The organism is Planctopirus limnophila DSM 3776 (assembly GCF_000092105.1).
Taxonomy (GTDB): Bacteria; Planctomycetota; Planctomycetia; order Planctomycetales; family Planctomycetaceae; genus Planctopirus; species Planctopirus limnophila.
Genome location: NC_014148.1, coordinates 538933 through 555324 on the forward strand (window position 1 = coordinate 538933; position 16392 = coordinate 555324).

A 16392-nucleotide genomic window follows, 5' to 3' on the forward strand; every position below is an offset into this window, starting at 1 on the left:
ACTGCGCCGATATCGGAAGTCGTTTCTTGGCTGCACACCGCTGGTGAGCAGCGAGCGAGACTTCCAAAAATCATGAATTGCGTTCATGCGGAATGGATTCTGCCTGATGATGCTGACAACTCGACAACGATGGGGTCTCTTGCTGGCCGTGGGGCTGGTCTTTTTCACTGGCCTGGGAAGCCCCTGGCTCTTTGATGAAGATGAGCCTAAAAATGCCGAGTGCGGCCGTGAAATGTATGTTCGCGGCGACTGGCTCGTCCCCACATTCAACGAAGATCTCCGCACTGACAAACCCATTCTCATCTATTGGTTGATGCTGACCTCGTTCCACCTCTTTGGTGTTTCCGAACTCACCGCCCGGCTGCACTCCTCCATCTTGTCTGTAGGAAGTGTCCTGCTTGTCTGGCAGTTGGGAAAATCACTCTTCAGATCAGAAACTGGTCTCTTGGCAGGTTTGATTCTCGGCACGAGCCTGATGTTCGCCGCCGTTGGTCGATCAGTCACCCCCGATGCCACGTTAATCTTTTGCATCCTGCTGACAATGACCGCTTATGTCACTGCCGTCGCCCGTCGTCATGGCGGAAGATTCGGCCAGGCCGATAGTGATGGCAATGTGGTGGCTCAAAGATTGTGGGGTGAATACGTTCCCCAATCGACCTGGGAGTTCGCCAGCATCTATGCCAGCATGGGATTAGCGATCCTCGCCAAGGGCCCAATTGGTTTTCTGTTGCCCATGGCAATCTGGGGGCAGTTCCTCTTGTTGCAAAGGTATCGAGACCGCACTGAGTGCGGAAACAGCGTCATCGATGCCAGGCAGCATTGGTTGAGCCGGACATTCCTCATGACGTGGGAGTTGTACCATCCCCGTGCCTTCTGGGAGGCACTCCGCGAGATGCGAGTCGTTCAAGGAACGATGATAACAGCGCTCGTGGCCTTGCCCTGGTACATTGCCGTCGGGTTTGCGACTCAAGGAGCGTGGCTCGCAGGTTTTCTTGGCGGGCATAATGTCGATCGCTTCATGCGGCCGATGGAGAATCACTCTGGCCCTATCATCTACTACATTCCCGTAATTGCTTTGGGCTTCTTCCCCTGGTCGATTTTTCTGCCGGCAGGGATCTGGCAGATGACCCGGCAAGTGCGAAAACCTTCAAACGACCGTGCGGCAGTCACCTTTGTCGCCACCTGGGCCATGGTCTGGATTGGTTTCTTTTCGCTGGCCAGCACCAAATTGCCCAACTATGTCCTGCCCAGCTATCCGGCCCTCGCCTTACTTGTAGCCAATTACCTTTCTGAATGGATGCAGGAAGCCTCTCACATCCGTTCGCTGGGATTTCGCAATGCCTGCCGGCTCCTTTCGGTGGTTGGCATCGTCGCTATTCCAGCCCTGATCTACGCCACCAGCATTTACCTGCCGAATGAAGTCTGGCTTGCCAGTCTGGGGGTCATTCCTCTGGTTGGTGGAGTCCTCGCTTTCAGTGCTGCTCAAAAGGCATTAAGGCATCGAGCCGTTGCGATCTGCTGTGCTTCGGCACTGCTGCTTTCTTTAGGCATGATGGGCGTCGCTGCCCCACGCATCAGCCGCTACCAGGATTCTCCTCAATTGGCCAAACTGATCCGGCATGAAGCCAACGGACGCCCGGTGCGGATCGCGACACACAATTATTCAGCCCCCAATGTCGTCTTTTATGCGGCACAACGCATCGAAAGGCTCGATTCTCCCAAAGACATTACAAAGTTCTTCCATGAGGCTCCCGAAGGTTATCTGATTACCCGGGCGGATCGCATGGAAGACATTGTCGATGCGCTCCCTCAGGAGATCACGATTCTGCACCGCATGCCCAGATTTCTACGCCGGCATGACCTGATTGTGCTGGGCAATCAGAGTAAAGCCGCATCGATGACCGCTGCCGCACAGGATCTGGATCGTCTCCGCTGGCAATAAAAAGCTCAATCAGAAGTCATTGGCCCGACATGCACGATCACCTGATCGTGCATTGTGTAAAGGCGATAGCGCAATCCATCGTGGACGATGATTCCGCTCGACTTATTTTCATCAATCGGCCTGAGTGGCCCGCCCGGATACTTCTCCCAGTGGTGTAAGTCGGTCGAGCGTGCCAGACCTGTCGCCCAGCGACGAGGTGTGGTGGCATCTCCCGAGCCGTGAAACACCATGTAGTACATCCCTCCATGACGAAACACCTGATTCGCAGCAATCTGCAGGCGATCAAAATCCTGGGGCCCACAAACCATTACAGGGTCGTCCTGGACCAGTTGCCAGACTTTGCCATCTGCAGACGTGGCGTGCCAGATCCCCAGATCCCGCCGCTCGTAGAACAGGTGCCATTGATTACCTTCAATCCACAATGTCGGTGTCCCATAAGGACCCGGCTCAATTGGTTCACCTGACCTTTTGCGGATGTCCACTTGTCCCAGATGCGACCACTCGATTCCATTTTGTGATTGAAACCACTGCATCTGATCCCCTTCCCCTTCCGCGAACATCAGGAAAGGAGCAGAGGACGTGTTTTTCTGGCTGTTGTGCGTACGAACACACACATCTTCCACCCAACGGCCGGGAATCAGTGGTTCAGGCTGACTCCGTTCAAATCGCAAACCATCTTTGGAATGTGCCAATCCCAGTTGTCGAATGCCGGTTTTGCTACCGTCGTAGCCTGTGTAATACAGTCGCCAGTCGTCAGGAGAGAGCCGCAGGATATCCCCTCGTTCACGAATTCGAGCATCCCAGGCCGGTTTTTCCTGGCTGGAAAGTTCTTGCGATGTCGGTAAACCTCGACCTGTAAAAATGGGCTCTAATGAAAGAGGCGTAAATTCTGTAAGTGCTCGCGGCCAAGGTCGCGCAGGTGGCACAGAAGAGATGTTATCTTCCGCGATCACCCACCGCTGGCTCATGAGAATCACCGCACAACTGGCCAGCAGAAATCGATGCATCGCTTTTTGCCACATTTCAGAGATCACAGGGAGACTCCCGTCTGTCGATCTTTTCGCCAACCAGCCTGATTCGTACACTGTAGGGGGCCCATGGTTTTACCAGCGATCCGACCTTGATTTTGACACGCGGTGGATTGAACTCGTTTCGGCCTCGACTTCATGTTCCAAACTTCAACGCATGATCGCAACCGCCGATCGCCTCAACCGATGGTCACAACCTTCGGCCACGGGCCTTTGCGTACCACCGTTGAATGTGTGGTGGCTCTGTTATTGGCCGTATTGCTGTTTCGAACCTTTGCGGCAGAAGGCTTTATGATCTCTACGGGGTCGATGGCCCCGACATTACTCGGTTTTCATAAACGGGTGGCCTGCCCCAAATGCGGTGAATTGTTTGCCTATGGAACTGCCTGGGATGAATCGGCCAATCACCTGGCGGCCAGTTCATCGGAGTTTGAGGTGGAACAATCGATCTGCCCCAATTGCAGCCAGCAGGGGATCGATCTCAGCCATGTCCCGAGAAATCATGGGGATCAGTTACTGGTCAACAAACAGGCTTATTTGTGGAGCTCTCCCCAAAGATGGGAGATTGCGGTTTTTCGTAACCCGAATCTGCCTACGGAAGCCTACGTCAAACGGATTGTCGGTCTGCCCGGTGAAGCCGTTTCGATCCGAAATGGCGATCTCTGGATTAACGGCGAAATTGCCCGTAAACCACTCGCTGTGCAGCGGACAATGTGGATTCCTGTCTATCATCAGGAACATCGTCCCACTCACGATACCAGCTTTCAGGATCGCTGGGTCAGCACTGATGGCTGGCTGGAGCCCACTTCCAACCTTCGTGGCTGGAGAAGTTCGCCCACCTCGTTTCTCTTTCGAGAACAGACAGCAGGCGGCGCTACTGAGGCTCTCCCTGCGATAAGTTCTGATTCTGAACAAAACATAACATCTCAACCTGCTGGCCAGACGGCTGTGGCTGCAGAATCCTCCATTTCCTGGATCGAGTACCAGCACTGGGTGCGTTCCGGTGGAACTCATATCACCACTGTCACTCTCGAAGAGTGGCCGAGCGATCTTCAACTGGCCACACTTCCCCCGTCGGGTTTGAAATACGACTCGAAAACTAAAAAACTCTCCTGCTTTGGTGTCCTCCCCGATGACGTCGTGTCGTTTTTAAGGACAAACTCGCAGAACCTCGTCTTTCTGCAGGCGATCGACAAATTGAAGGCCGCCTCTCACCTGGCTCCTATCACGGATCGTTACGGCTACAACCCAGCAGCCAACTCCATGGAACCAAATTCTGTCCGCGATATTGCCTTCGTTGGTGACCTTTCGTTGCCGCAGGAACAGGGACGCTTCTTCATTCAACTGACGGATGGTTTCGAACGATACACACTGGATTTTGACAGCGAGCGCGAATCGGTCCGGCTATTCCTGGAGGGAACGGATCGACCACTGCGAGTGGGTCCCTGGTCTCCTCCAGAACGTGGTCAGAGTGTGCAGATCGAGGCTTCCATGATTGACCGGCAAGTGGCCCTGGCGATTGATGGGCACGAAGTCTTCCCCGCGTGGCCAATTTCAGCTGTTCCTCTGGGGGCAGAGTCACCTCGCTCACCTGTTCGATTTGGCGCACTGAGTGGAACAGTGCGAATTTCCAATCCCACGCTCTATCGGGATGTCTTTTATACGTTCCATAGAAGTCGCCACGCGGTCAATCGCCCCTATCAGCTGGGGCCGGATGAATTCTTTGTCCTTGGTGATAACAGTCCCGTTTCGCACGATAGCCGACAGTGGGAAGTCCCGGGTGTTCATCGCAAATTGCTGGTCGGAAAACCTTTTCTCGTCCATTTACCTTCACAGCCCGGTCGCCTGAAGATTGGTGATCAGGAATGGCTGCTCCGCCTCCCGGACTTTGATCGAGTCCGTTTTCTCAGGTAGCGATTTCATCGTGGCTTGAGCCGGTTGAGCTCAAGCGGGGATTGATCTCCCGAACTTTCACAAAAGCTGCCTTTTGGGAGCAATTCCTCGAGTGGTTCGACCAACTCAGTCTTGACTATCAGATTTCCGCGAAGTCGTGCATGCCGTGAACGAAAAGTCTCAATCTGACGCGGCAGGTGAGCCACAGTCGATCTAAAAAATTGCCGAAAGTCGTAGCGCCAAGGGGTTTCTCAGTACCAAAACCGAAATGCCACTGCGGGCGATAAAACGTAAGGTGTTTTTGAGTAATAGGTTGCGTTCATTTTCTGGAAAGTCCGCCAACCTTGCAGGGTGAGTAGGGGTTGCTATACTTTTCATCCAAATCGATTTTCTCAGAAAAGAAGTCTCGCACTTGGTGAACTGGCCGGTGGCTGGTGTGTCAATTGTGTGGCCTGCTTCGAGGTGACGAGTTATTTCGTCATCAACTGAGGAAGTCAGTTCAAGCTGGTGTAGCTCAACGGTAGAGCTCCTGTTTTGTAAACAGGAGGTTGTGGGTTCGAATCCCTCCGCCAGCTTTTGTGAATTTTCAGCGGCGGAGTTCCCGAGCGGTCAAAGGGGCCAGACTGTAAATCTGGTGGCTATGCCTTCACAGGTTCGAATCCTGTTTCCGCCAATTTTTGTGTGTTGATTGCTTTTCGAAGTAGTTGCGGGTGTAGCTCAATGGTAGAGCTCCAGCCTTCCAAGCTGGTGGTGAGGGTTCGATTCCCTTCACCCGCTCTCTGTGTGAAAATGTCACATTTGTGCAGCTTCCTGGGGTTTCTTGTAGAGAGACTCCCAGGTTTCAAAGCTGTGCAGGTCGTGTCGGTTGACATTGCGGAAAATTCGGGTCATCGTCTACAGCCTCGTAGGGAAGTTGTCGGTGATTTGAAGTTGATCTCGCTGCCGTAGCTCAGTTGGTAGAGTGCGTCCTTGGTAAGGACGAGGTCGTGGGTTCGAATCCCACCGGTAGCTTTTGGTGGCGAGATTCTGGCAAGGTTGCCAGTCTTTACACGATGCAATTTTGTCTGGATGTTGGCAGTTTGGTTACTGTCAGCATCGATTGAGTGTTTGAGTCCACGTATTTGGCGTGGGTGCCGTCGTGGTGCCCATGGGATTGTCGTCCTCTCGTTCTGTCGTCCCAATTTGATACACGGGCGGAAAGTTCCGCTGGTCGACAAACAGCAACAAAGAAGGTTTCGGAGAAATGGCGAAGGAAGTTTTTCAGCGGACAAAGCCCCACGTCAACGTTGGAACGATTGGTCACATTGACCATGGCAAGACCACGACAACTGCCGCGATTCTGGCTGTGCAGACTGCCAAGGGTCTGGCCAAGTTCAAGAGCTATTCGGATATCGCCAAGGGTGGTACCGTTCGCGACGAAACCAAGACCGTGACGATTGCCGTTTCACACGTCGAATACGAAACCGCCACTCGTCACTACGCTCACATCGATTGCCCAGGCCACGCTGACTACATCAAGAATATGATCACCGGTGCCGCTCAGATGGACGGCGCTATTCTCGTGGTTTCCGCTGCTGACGGTCCGATGCCACAGACTCGCGAGCACATCCTGCTCGCCCGTCAGGTGGACGTCCCTGCTCTCGTGGTGTTCCTCAACAAGTGCGATCTCGTTGACGACGAAGAACTTCTCGAACTCGTCGAAATGGAAGTTCGTGAGCTCCTTACAAAGTACGACTTCCCCGGCGATGATATCACCATCGTTCGTGGCAACGCCAAGGGTGCTCTCGATAACCCAGCCGATCCTAAGTTCAACAAGTGCATCGGCGACCTGATGGACGCACTCGATGCCAACGTTCCTGAACCGGAACGTGCTGTCGACAAGCCCATGCTCATGTCGATCGAAGACGTCTTCTCGATCGAAGGTCGTGGTACTGTGGTGACCGGCCGTATCGAGCAGGGCATCCTCAAGGTTGGTGATAAGGTTCAGATTATCGGTTTGAAGGACACCATTGAGTCGGTTTGCACCGGCGTGGAAATGTTCCAGAAGACTCTCGATGAAGGTCGTGCCGGCGATAACGTGGGTGTGCTCATCCGCGGTATCAAGAAGGAAGACGTGCAGCGTGGTCAGGTGCTGGCCAAGCCAGGTTCAATTCAGCCGCACACCAAGTTTGAGTGCCAGGTTTACGTGCTGAGCAAAGAAGAAGGTGGTCGTCATACCCCGTTCTTCAATGGTTACAAGCCACAGTTCTACTTCCGTACCACAGACGTCACCGGCGGTGCCAAGCTCCTCGGCGGCGCAGAAATGTGTATGCCCGGCGACAACGTGAAGATGGAAGTTGAGCTGCTCAAGCCCATCGCCATGACTGAAAACGTTCGTTTTGCTATCCGTGAAGGTGGCAAGACGGTCGGTTCAGGCGTGGTTACAAAGATTCTCGCCTAGTTAATCAGGATGGCTCTCATCTTTATGAGATGATCATGCCATGCTATTGATTGAGTGGTTTCCCCGCGGCTTTTTGGTAAGCCGCGGGGTTGTTTTCAACAGTTCTCTGATTTTTGAGTAAACTCTGGCTGCCACGGTCGATGGCCGATGGTGCTGTTGGAGAGAGGCAATTATGGCTCGCGAATTCGTTTGGCTCGAATGTACAGAATCTGGTCAGAGGAATTACCGCGTCTCCAAAGAGACTCGTGGTACGGAACGGCTGGAGCTCATGAAGTATTGCCCCAGGCTGCGGAAGCATACTCTCCATAAAGAGTCTCGTAAGAAGTAGTTTTCGGCTTCGAGGCCTGGATGGTGTGGCCATTGAACGAGTCATGCCTTGAGGCTTACGGGTGTAGCTCAATTGGCAGAGCAGCGGATTCCAAATCCGCAGGTTGGGGGTTCGAGTCCCTCCGCCCGTGTTCATAGTGAGATTTTCAGCTCACAACCACTCTGTCGTTCTCAGCCCTGATTGTCTTGGTCGTCCAGGGGGCTGGCGAGAAGGTCTGCAGCTGCACCCGCCAGTGGGTCTCGATTTTGATGAAGTTGGTTTCGATGATTTCAAGTCTTGATGAATGTTCAACGCAGAGTTGAGTGTCCGTCAGGCAGGTTAATGGATGAATATGGCAAGCACTGCCCAAGCCACAATCTGGCAATCGATCATCTCTCCTGGCCTTTATAAAAGAAATCAGGGACGACTCGTTCGTTACCTGACGGCCGCTGCCATGATTCTTGCGGTCCTCTTGGGCTCATGGACATTCTCTGTACGAGTCTTTGATGATCTCATGGCTCAGCTGAGTGCGGCTTTTCCGGCGATTTCGAACTTTTCGAATGCTATTCGAATTGCTGTGCCCACAGTGATGGCGGTACTTGGAAGCTGGTGTGCTTGGAGGCTTGTGCACTATCCCGTGTTTGCTGATTTTCTCATTGAAGTTGAATCAGAGATGAGCCGGGTCACGTGGCCGGAGCGACCTGAGCTCATGAAGGCTACCGGGGTGGTCCTTTTTGTGACAATTTCATTGAGCCTGGTTTTATTTGGGTTTGATCTCTTTTGGCAATGGGTGTTGGGCTTGATTGGCGTGTTGCAGATTTACGGTTAGGCGACTGGATTCGGGCGGGCTGCCGGCATTGATGGTGGTGGGGTTAACCCTTCGGATTCATTAAATTGAACCGGTCTCTGCTGAGTTGCAAAATCTCATAGCTGCTGTCATGATGCCTGCTTCGCGCAGAACGGCCATTTCTGGTTGGTGATCTATCTGGCTAGTAAAAATTGTTTTGCGATTAATTTGTCGGGAGGAGTTGTCATGGCGGTAGATGGGAAAGCGACAGAAGGAGTCGCTGGGGGTGCTTCCTCCAGCAACTCAGAGGTTGCTTCGACCGAGAACGCCATGCTCTGGTACGTTTTGAAGATTACGAGCAATCGTGAGAAATCAATTCGAGACAATCTCCTGAGGCGAATTCGGCAGGAAGGCCTCGAGCAGTTTTTTGGTGAGATTCTGATTCCCACTGAAAAGGTGGTAGAGAATAAAAACGGTAAAAAGAAAGTTGTCGAGCACAAGTTGTACCCTGGATACCTCATGGTTCAGATGATTCTGAACGATGACACCTGGTACATTGTGAGAACGACGGGTGGTGTGGGTGATTTCACTGGTTCTGCCGGTAAGCCGACACCGATGCAGGATCATGAGATAGCTCGTATGCTGCAGAAGCAGGAGCAGAAGCAGGAATCTGCTGCTCCTGCCATGAAGATTGAGTTTGCTGTGGGTGATATTGTCAAGATCAAGGAAGGGACCTTCGAAGGTTTTGAAGGCCCGATTGATTCGATTGACGAAGCGAACGGCAAGATTAACGTACTAGTGGAAATTTTTGGACGGTCAACACCTGTTGAGCTGGAGTACTGGCAGGCCGAAAGGCCGTAGTCTCCGCTGCTGGTTGTTAACTCGTTCCAGGTGATAGATCTGCAATCCTTGTTGAAGCTGAATAGATATGGCCAAGAAAGAAGCGAAGATTAAGGCTCAGGTGAAGGTCCAGATCCCTGGGGGGAAGGCCACGCCGGCTCCTCCCGTGGGTACTGCACTCGGGCCTCACGGTGTGAATCTTGGTCAATTCGTGACTCAGTTCAATGATCGCACCAAAGATCTGAACGGAATGATTGTTCCGGTTGTGATTACGATTTTCGAAGATCGTACCTTCAAGTTTGAATTGAAGAGCCCGCCAGCCTCTGTGCTCCTGAAGCAGGCTGCTGCCATTGCCAAGGGTGCCAGTAAGCATCGCTCCGAGAAAGTCGGTTCAGTCACGAAGGCTCAGTTGGCTGAAATTGCCAAGACGAAGATGGCCGACTTGAACGCCTCCAGTTTGGACGCTGCTGTTCGAATTATCGCTGGTACGGCTCGCAGTGTTGGTCTCGAAGTTTTGGATTAGTTTGTGTTTCTCTTTCGCGTTCGACTCAGTAGCGGTTTGCGACTGGGGAGCGATTAAGGATTAAGAATGGCGACTGTTTCTAAGCGAATGAAGCATCTCGGCGAAATCGCCGGTAAGATTGGTGTGGTTGATCTGCCGGCAGCTGTTACATCTCTCAAGGGGATGGAGTCGAAGCTGCCCAAGGGTGTCAAGCCTTGCAAGTTTGACCAGACGGTCACCATCTCTGTCCGCCTTGGTGTCGATCCGCGTCAGGCTGATCAGATCGTCCGCGGCTCGATCGTTTTCCCTCACGGCATTGGTAAATCGAAGCGCGTGCTGGTCTTCGCTCAGGGCGACAACGTCAAGATTGCTCAGGACGCTGGTGCCGAGTTTGTCGGTGGCAAAGAGTTGGCCGACAAGATTAAAGAAGGCTGGGTTGACTTTGATGTCGCCATTGCCACGCCCGACATGATGGGTGTCGTCGGTCCCCTTGGCCGGGTCCTCGGTCCTCGCGGTTTGATGCCCTCTCCCAGGGCTGGGACAGTGACTGCTGACGTCGCGGCTGCCGTTAAAGAATACCGTGCTGGTAAAGTCGAGTTCCGCGTCGATGATGGCGGCAACGTCCATTGTGTAGTCGGCAAGATGAGCTTCGGCGAGCAACAGCTGATTGAAAACGTGGAAGCGTTTTTGAAGTACATTCGCTCACTCAAGCCCGCGACCTCCAAGGGCCAGTACATTCGTAATATTGTCATCGTCGGCAGCATGACTCCCGCCGTCTATGTGACTGCAGTCTAGTGCCGGTAGAGCCTTTGTGCTCTCCCACAGGTTGCCAGCGAATGGATGTGATGCTTCTTGTCATGCGAATTGTGGTTAATGGTTCGGAGTCGATTGAGAGATCATGAGTAAAGTTGTCAAAAAAATGATGATCGACGACATCCGCACAGCGGTCGGCGAACATCGTGATTTATTAGTTCTGGATGCCTCCAAGGTTGATGCAGTCTCCGCCAACAAGTGGCGACTGCTGATGCAGTCCAAGAAAATTTCTGTTCTGGGCGTGCGTAACTCAGTCGCCAATGCTGCTCTTCGAGAAGTCGGCATCGATCTGGCGGATTCGCTCAAAGGCCCTTCCACTATAGTGTGGGGTGCTGAAGACGTTGTGGCTTTAGCTCGCGAGATTGTTGATTCCCTCAAGGACTGTAAAAACCTCGCAGTCAAGGGCGGAACTCTCAGTGGGACTGCTCTTTCAGCTTCTGATGTGGAGAAGCTCAGCAAGAGCCCTGGCCGCAAAGAGGTTCTGGGTCAATTGGTTGGTTTGATTCTGTCACCAGGTGCAAACCTGGCTGGTGCTCTCTTGGGTGCTGGTGGCACATTGGCTGGACAGGTGCAAAGCATTGCTGAGAAGACTGAATAGTTTGGTCGTTTTCTGATCGCCTGCGATGGCATGCGATCTTATTTTTTAGAGATTGGTGGCTCGAACTCAGTGCTCTGGATGCTTCTGCCAGTCGCTGGATTTTGAGTGATTTTTGATAAGTTCGTGCGATCTACGAAAGGGTCGGGCAAATGGCTGATTTTGATTCTGCAACAACTGAACTGGGCGACAAGATTGTTGCTCTCACTCTGCTCCAGGCGAAGGCTCTGGCCGACTATCTCGAGCAGGTTCACGGCATTAAGCCTGCTGGCGGTGCTGTCGTAATGGCACCTGGTGGTGGTGGTGCCGCTCCTGCTGCTCCTGTCGAAGAGAAGACTGAGTTCGATGTGATTCTTACTGGCTTTGGCGATAACAAGCTGAGCGTCATCAAGGTTGTCCGTACAGCCACTGGCCTTGGTCTCAAGGAAGCCAAGGATCTTGTCGAAGGCGCTCCTAAGCCAGTCAAGACTGGTATCTCGAAGGAAGATGCCGACAAGCTCAAGAAGGAACTCGAAGCTTCTGGTGCCACTGCTGAGATCAAGTAATTGTGAAACGGGGGTGATCTGTCCGCCTTCTCGTTTTGCTGGATGGCGTCTTGCCCACGTGTGACAGTTCTCGTCGGCGGCACAGAAGCGGTCTCCCTCGTTTTGAATGAGCTTCGATCAATTGTCAGCAATCTGCTGTAAAGATTTGTCGGTGCGACCCTTCGATTGTTTTCGAATTGCAGCGATAGCAAACTGCTGTCGCTGCAATTTCGTTCTCATTTCGCAGGTTCTGCGTCTCAGCTCCGGTTTCTTTCAGGCAGAGTCTTGAATCATCCTCGTGGTTGAGCGACTGAGTGGCCGTGATCGAATGGGCTGCACAGTTGCGATAACAATCTCGCGCGTTATGCTGGCTTGGTGATGAAGCGAACCACCTTCAGGATCATGATCTCTCGTGCAGAGTCGTCCATGAGTCTGTTGAATGGTTGATTTGAGAATTCTCAGGCAGTTCTTTTGCTCACAATAATGAACAGGGTGCTCCCACGTTGCCTTCGGCTTCAATCTGCAGATCACTGGTGTGTTCTGCATCGAATGAGGTCGGATCGGCGTACATGATGGCATGAGAATGACTCGTGCTGTTTGACATGCCTGTTTTGTATCACGTTGATTGATTTCGTTGTCACAGGAAGCTTCGCATGCCCAACCCCGCCCAGCGTGTGATTGAGACTCATGAAACTCGCCATTTTGGATCCATTCGTGGTGAGTTTGCCATCTCTGAACTCACACAAATCCAGACAGCTTCTTACCATCGCTTTCTGCAACTTGAGAGTGAGCCACGTGAGCGAGCTGATGACGGTCTGGAGGCGATTCTTCGGGAAGTCTTCCCCATCGAGAGCTACGATCAGAAGTATCGCCTGGAGTACATCAAGTACGAACTCGGTAAGCCTCGCTATACACCACTCGAGTGCCGCCAGCTTCGCTTAACCTACGGACGTCCTTTCCGGGTCTGGCTGCGGCTCATGAAGGAGCAGCCGCAGGAAGAAGAAGTTTATCTGGGTGATTTGCCCATCATGATCGGTGGTGGCGAATTCATCATCAACGGTTCCGAGCGAGTTGTTGTCAGTCAGTTGCACCGCTCTCCCGGTGTTGACTTTGTGATGTCAGCCGAACCCGGTGAAAAGAAGACTTTCTCCTGCCGTGTCATTCCCGAGCGTGGTAGCTGGATCGAGCTGAATATCGGCAAGCGGGATACTCTGAATGTCCGCATCGATCAGTCAGGCAAGTTCAGTGCGATGACCTTCCTGCGGGCGATGGATCCTGCGTATGGTCGTACGAAAGATCTGGTCAAGCTGTTCCACAATGTGGTGACATTCAAGGTCAGCGACAGCCACTTCGTGGAGCACGTCGCTGGCAAGCACGCTGCGGACGATATCGTTTATCCAGCCGGTCACGAGCGGATGGGCGAGATCATCTGCGAAGCCTGTCATGTCATCACGAAGCCACTGGCTGAAGAGATTAAGGAATCGGGGATCAAGACAGTCGATGTCGCCGAGAAGTCGGATGATCCCATCATTATGGATAGTCTGATTGAGGATTCGACCGCGAGCCATGAAGACGCGCTGCTTCGAATCTATCAGCGTCTGCGTCCAGGCAATCCACCTCAGCTGGAAAAGGCCATCGAACTCTTCAAAGAGAAGTTCTTTGACGTGAATCGATATCGAATTGGTCGCGTCGGTCGTTTCCGCGTGAACCGTAAATTTGATCAGGATGTGCCTGATACCGAGATGACTCTTCGTCCCGAAGATATCATCAACTCCATCCGGTATGTGATGAAGTTGCGGACGGGTGATGCGACAGCCCATGTCGATGATATCGATAACCTGGGCAATCGGCGCCTGAGAACCATTGACGAACTCGCACAGGAAGAACTTCGCAAAGGCTTCCTGAAGCTCCGCCGCACCGTTCAGGAGCGAATGAGCCTCAAAGATGTGGAGGAAATGTCACCACGCTCTTTGATCAACCCGAAGAGTGTCTCGGCAGCGATTGATTTCTTCTTCGGCCGTGGCGAACTCTCACAGGTGGTGGATCAGACCAATCCTCTGGCCACGTTGACTCACGAGCGCCGGCTCAGTGCCCTTGGCCCGGGCGGCTTGAACCGCAAGCGGGCAGGCTTTGAAGTTCGCGACGTACATATTTCGCACTATGGCCGTATCTGCCCGATTGAAACACCGGAAGGTACCAACATCGGTCTGATTTCAAGCCTCAGCATTTTTGCGAAGGTCGATGATTACGGTTTCCTTATCACCCCATATCGCAAGGTTGTCGATAAGAAGGTGACTGAAGAAATCGTCTGGCTGCGAGCCGACGAAGAGTCGCATGTTTACATCGCCCCGGCTGATACGCCGGTGCAGGACGACAAGATGCGTGATGAACGCGTCATGTGTCGTCACCACAACGACTTCCTCTGGCTGCCCGCTTCTCAGGTGAACTACATCGACGTCGCACCTTGCCAGATGGTGGGTGTCTCGGCCGGTTTGATTCCGTTCCTTGAGCACGACGATGCCAACCGCGCACTGATGGGTTCAAACATGCAGCGGCAGGGCGTTCCTCTGCTGATTGCGGAACCACCTCTGGTAGGAACTGGTCTTGAAGGACCGGTTGCCCAGAACAGCGGGATGGTTTTGAGAGCCGAGAAGTCAGGTAAAGTGACTTACGTCGATGGGGATTGCATCGAAATCGATGGCAAACGCACACCACTTCGCAAGTACACAGGCCTCAATGAGCGCACCTGTCTGAACCAGACTCCTGTCGTCAAGGTGGGTGATAAGGTCAAGAAGGGTGATATCCTTGTTGACAGTGCTGCTGTGGGTGATGGTGAGTTGGCACTGGGACGAAACGTGCTCGTCGCGTTCATGTCCTGGGAAGGCTTCAACTTTGAAGACGCGATCATCCTTTCGGAACGTCTCGTGAAAGAAGACGTTTACACGTCAATCCACATCGATGAATTCGATGTGGAAGTTCGCGAAACCAAACTGGGTCGCGAAGAATTCACTCGCGACATTCCCAACGTGAGCGATAAGGCTCTGCGTCATCTGGATGATGACGGTGTGATCCATGTCGGTACACGCGTTGAGCCAGGCGATATTCTGGTAGGTAAGGTTTCGCCCAAAGCCAAGACCGAACTGACACCGGAAGAAAAGCTCCTTCACGCGATCTTCGGACGGGCCGGGGAAGACGTGAAGAACGAATCACTGGAAGTCCCCAGTGGTGTGGAAGGGATCGTCATTCATACAGAGAAGTTCTCTCGTCGAATGAGTCTCTCGGAAACCGAACGTAAGAAGTTCGAAACTGACCTGAAGCGTGTGGAAGAGTCTGGAAATGATTTGATTGCAGCTGCTTTCAAGACCTTCCTCACTCATTTTGAAACAGCTCTGGAAAAGAAACTGCAGGATGACGATGGACGTGATCTTGGCAAGCTCGATGATGCCAAGTTCCTGGCCACTTATGCGGAGTCATTCCTGCATCGTTTTGAAACCATGGATCTCCGCAGTCCTCAGAAGAAGGCCGACTGCAAGAAGGCCATCAAGGAATTCTGGGGCCCGGTGGAAGAAGCGATTGATGATCGTGACCGTAAGCTGAACACCATGAAGCGTGGCGATGAGTTGCCCAGCGGTGTGCTGCAGATGGTGAAGGTCTATGTCGCTCAGAAGCGGCAGATCTCTGTCGGTGACAAGATGGCCGGTCGTCACGGCAACAAGGGGGTGATTTCCAAGGTGCTGCCAGTCGAGGATATGCCATTCCTCGCCGATGGAACACCGGTTGACATCATTCTCAACCCACTGGGTGTGCCCAGCCGTATGAACGTGGGGCAGATTCTCGAAACTCATCTGGGCTGGGCTGCAGCCAAGCTGGGCTTCCGAGCGAAATGCCCTGTCTTTGATGGACCGGCTGAAGAAACGATTCGCGAACTGCTGAAGCAGGCTGGTCTTCCCGAAGACGGAAAGGCACAGTTGCTGGATGGCCGCACCGGCGAACCGTTCGAGCAGAAGACGACTGTGGGCTACATCTACATGCTCAAGCTGCATCACCTGGTCGAAGATAAAGTTCATGCCCGCGCCACTGGCCCTTACTCTTTGATTACTCAGCAGCCGCTGGGTGGTAAGGCTCGTTTTGGTGGTCAGCGATTTGGTGAGATGGAAGTGTGGGCTCTGGAAGCCTACGGTGCTGCCTATATTCTGCAGGAATTGCTCACTGTGAAGAGCGACGATGTGGAAGGCCGCACGAAGATCTACGAATCGATGGTCAAGGGAGAAAACACTCTCGAAGCCGGTACACCTGCCAGCTTTGAAGTGCTCAACAACGAAATTCGTGGTCTCTGCCTGAACATGCAGTTGGAGAAGAGCCTCACATAGTTCGGCGGATCAAGACATCAATTCTTGTAAGTCCTCCAGGGGGATCAGTGCCTGTCACCGATCCCCCTGGTTCTTTTTGTCAGCTTGTGGAAAACCAGCGGGCGTTGGGTGGCACGCCCTGTAAGCTTTGTGAAAGGGCGTGGTTATCAGACGGGTGGTTGGGCTCATATTCAAGTCCCCACAATTTTGCAGCGGTTAGTGTGCCATGCCCGTGGCTATGTATTGGCTTTTTCACAACCTGGCGCAGCGCCAGGCCTGCAAAAGTGGTGACGGGTAGCCCGGCCAACTCTTGACCGGGTTGTCGTGCATCGCCACGACAACAAGAAACTGCGCCCAGCGTGTGTCCTGCGA

At 53.0% G+C, this 16392-nt stretch carries 12 protein-coding genes and 5 tRNA genes; 16 read left to right on the top strand and 1 reads right to left on the bottom strand.

The features are described 5' to 3' along the window. Window positions 1-106 precede the first annotated feature (106 nt). Window positions 107-1942: an ArnT family glycosyltransferase gene (locus PLIM_RS02245; protein ID WP_013108713.1), complete on the top strand. Its 1836-nt coding sequence runs from the start codon at window positions 107-109 to the stop codon at window positions 1940-1942. A gap of 5 nt (window positions 1943-1947) precedes the next feature. Here PLIM_RS02245 and PLIM_RS02250 read toward each other — a convergent pair whose 3' ends face one another. Then, a complete protein-coding gene (locus PLIM_RS02250; protein ID WP_013108714.1) occupies window positions 1948-2976 on the bottom strand; it encodes a glycoside hydrolase family protein in 1029 nt (342 codons plus the stop codon). A 132-nt stretch (window positions 2977-3108) separates the two neighbouring features. Between PLIM_RS02250 and lepB the strand changes: the two genes are divergently transcribed. The 15 genes from lepB (at window position 3109) to rpoB (ending at window position 16041) form a co-directional block, all read left to right on the top strand. Next, entirely contained in the window at window positions 3109-4884 is a 1776-nt protein-coding gene (gene lepB, locus PLIM_RS22270) for a signal peptidase I (RefSeq protein WP_052301469.1), read from the top strand. Between the two features lie 482 nt (window positions 4885-5366). Next, window positions 5367-5438: transfer RNA gene (locus PLIM_RS02265), tRNA-Thr, on the top strand. A 16-nt stretch (window positions 5439-5454) separates the two neighbouring features. Further along, a tRNA-Tyr gene (locus PLIM_RS02270) sits at window positions 5455-5536 on the top strand. A gap of 33 nt (window positions 5537-5569) precedes the next feature. Further along, window positions 5570-5640 (top strand) — tRNA-Gly (locus PLIM_RS02275). A 161-nt stretch (window positions 5641-5801) separates the two neighbouring features. After that, window positions 5802-5874: transfer RNA gene (locus PLIM_RS02280), tRNA-Thr, on the top strand. Window positions 5875-6106: 232 nt separating this feature from the next. After that, window positions 6107-7303 carry an elongation factor Tu gene (tuf, locus tag PLIM_RS02285; RefSeq protein WP_013108716.1) on the top strand — a complete coding sequence of 399 codons (1197 nt, stop codon included), beginning with the start codon at window positions 6107-6109 and terminating at the stop codon, window positions 7301-7303. A 172-nt stretch (window positions 7304-7475) separates the two neighbouring features. After that, the gene (gene rpmG / locus PLIM_RS23540; RefSeq protein WP_013108717.1) at window positions 7476-7631 is read left to right on the top strand and encodes a 50S ribosomal protein L33; all 156 of its coding nucleotides are present in this window, start codon (window positions 7476-7478) and stop codon (window positions 7629-7631) included. A gap of 57 nt (window positions 7632-7688) precedes the next feature. Then, window positions 7689-7761, top strand: a tRNA-Trp gene (locus PLIM_RS02295). Between the two features lie 303 nt (window positions 7762-8064). Further along, the gene (gene secE / locus PLIM_RS02300; protein WP_196349512.1) at window positions 8065-8439 is read left to right on the top strand and encodes a preprotein translocase subunit SecE; all 375 of its coding nucleotides are present in this window, start codon (window positions 8065-8067) and stop codon (window positions 8437-8439) included. Between the two features lie 204 nt (window positions 8440-8643). Continuing rightward, window positions 8644-9258: a transcription termination/antitermination protein NusG gene (nusG, locus tag PLIM_RS02305; RefSeq protein WP_013108719.1), complete on the top strand. Its 615-nt coding sequence runs from the start codon at window positions 8644-8646 to the stop codon at window positions 9256-9258. 67 nt (window positions 9259-9325) lie between these two features. After that, window positions 9326-9760 carry a 50S ribosomal protein L11 gene (rplK, locus tag PLIM_RS02310; protein WP_013108720.1) on the top strand — a complete coding sequence of 145 codons (435 nt, stop codon included), beginning with the start codon at window positions 9326-9328 and terminating at the stop codon, window positions 9758-9760. Window positions 9761-9922: 162 nt separating this feature from the next. Continuing rightward, window positions 9923-10534, top strand: coding sequence for a 50S ribosomal protein L1 (gene rplA / locus PLIM_RS02315; protein ID WP_390416250.1), 612 nt, complete (start codon window positions 9923-9925; stop codon window positions 10532-10534). 103 nt (window positions 10535-10637) lie between these two features. Further along, a complete protein-coding gene (gene rplJ, locus PLIM_RS02320; RefSeq protein WP_013108722.1) occupies window positions 10638-11150 on the top strand; it encodes a 50S ribosomal protein L10 in 513 nt (170 codons plus the stop codon). 149 nt (window positions 11151-11299) lie between these two features. Continuing rightward, window positions 11300-11692, top strand: a complete 393-nt coding sequence (gene rplL / locus PLIM_RS02325; protein WP_013108723.1) for a 50S ribosomal protein L7/L12 — start codon at window positions 11300-11302, stop codon at window positions 11690-11692. Between the two features lie 632 nt (window positions 11693-12324). Beyond that, a complete protein-coding gene (rpoB, locus tag PLIM_RS02330; protein ID WP_013108724.1) occupies window positions 12325-16041 on the top strand; it encodes a DNA-directed RNA polymerase subunit beta in 3717 nt (1238 codons plus the stop codon). The last annotated feature ends 351 nt before the right edge of the window (window positions 16042-16392 follow it).

What these genes read in the sequence shown, in the direction of transcription:
- lepB (WP_052301469.1), top strand. Translation starts at nt 3,109, where the DNA reads ATGTTCCAAACTTCAACGCATGATCGCAACCGCCGATCGCCTCAACCG.
- rplJ (WP_013108722.1), top strand. Translation starts at nt 10,638, where the DNA reads ATGAGTAAAGTTGTCAAAAAAATGATGATCGACGACATCCGCACAGCG.
- rpmG (WP_013108717.1), top strand. Translation starts at nt 7,476, where the DNA reads ATGGCTCGCGAATTCGTTTGGCTCGAATGTACAGAATCTGGTCAGAGG.
- secE (WP_196349512.1), top strand. Translation starts at nt 8,065, where the DNA reads ATGATTCTTGCGGTCCTCTTGGGCTCATGGACATTCTCTGTACGAGTC.
- tuf (WP_013108716.1), top strand. Translation starts at nt 6,107, where the DNA reads ATGGCGAAGGAAGTTTTTCAGCGGACAAAGCCCCACGTCAACGTTGGA.
- rplK (WP_013108720.1), top strand. Translation starts at nt 9,326, where the DNA reads ATGGCCAAGAAAGAAGCGAAGATTAAGGCTCAGGTGAAGGTCCAGATC.
- rpoB (WP_013108724.1), top strand. Translation starts at nt 12,325, where the DNA reads ATGCCCAACCCCGCCCAGCGTGTGATTGAGACTCATGAAACTCGCCAT.
- rplL (WP_013108723.1), top strand. Translation starts at nt 11,300, where the DNA reads ATGGCTGATTTTGATTCTGCAACAACTGAACTGGGCGACAAGATTGTT.
- PLIM_RS02245 (WP_013108713.1), top strand. Translation starts at nt 107, where the DNA reads ATGATGCTGACAACTCGACAACGATGGGGTCTCTTGCTGGCCGTGGGG.
- nusG (WP_013108719.1), top strand. Translation starts at nt 8,644, where the DNA reads ATGGCGGTAGATGGGAAAGCGACAGAAGGAGTCGCTGGGGGTGCTTCC.
- rplA (WP_390416250.1), top strand. Translation starts at nt 9,923, where the DNA reads ATGGAGTCGAAGCTGCCCAAGGGTGTCAAGCCTTGCAAGTTTGACCAG.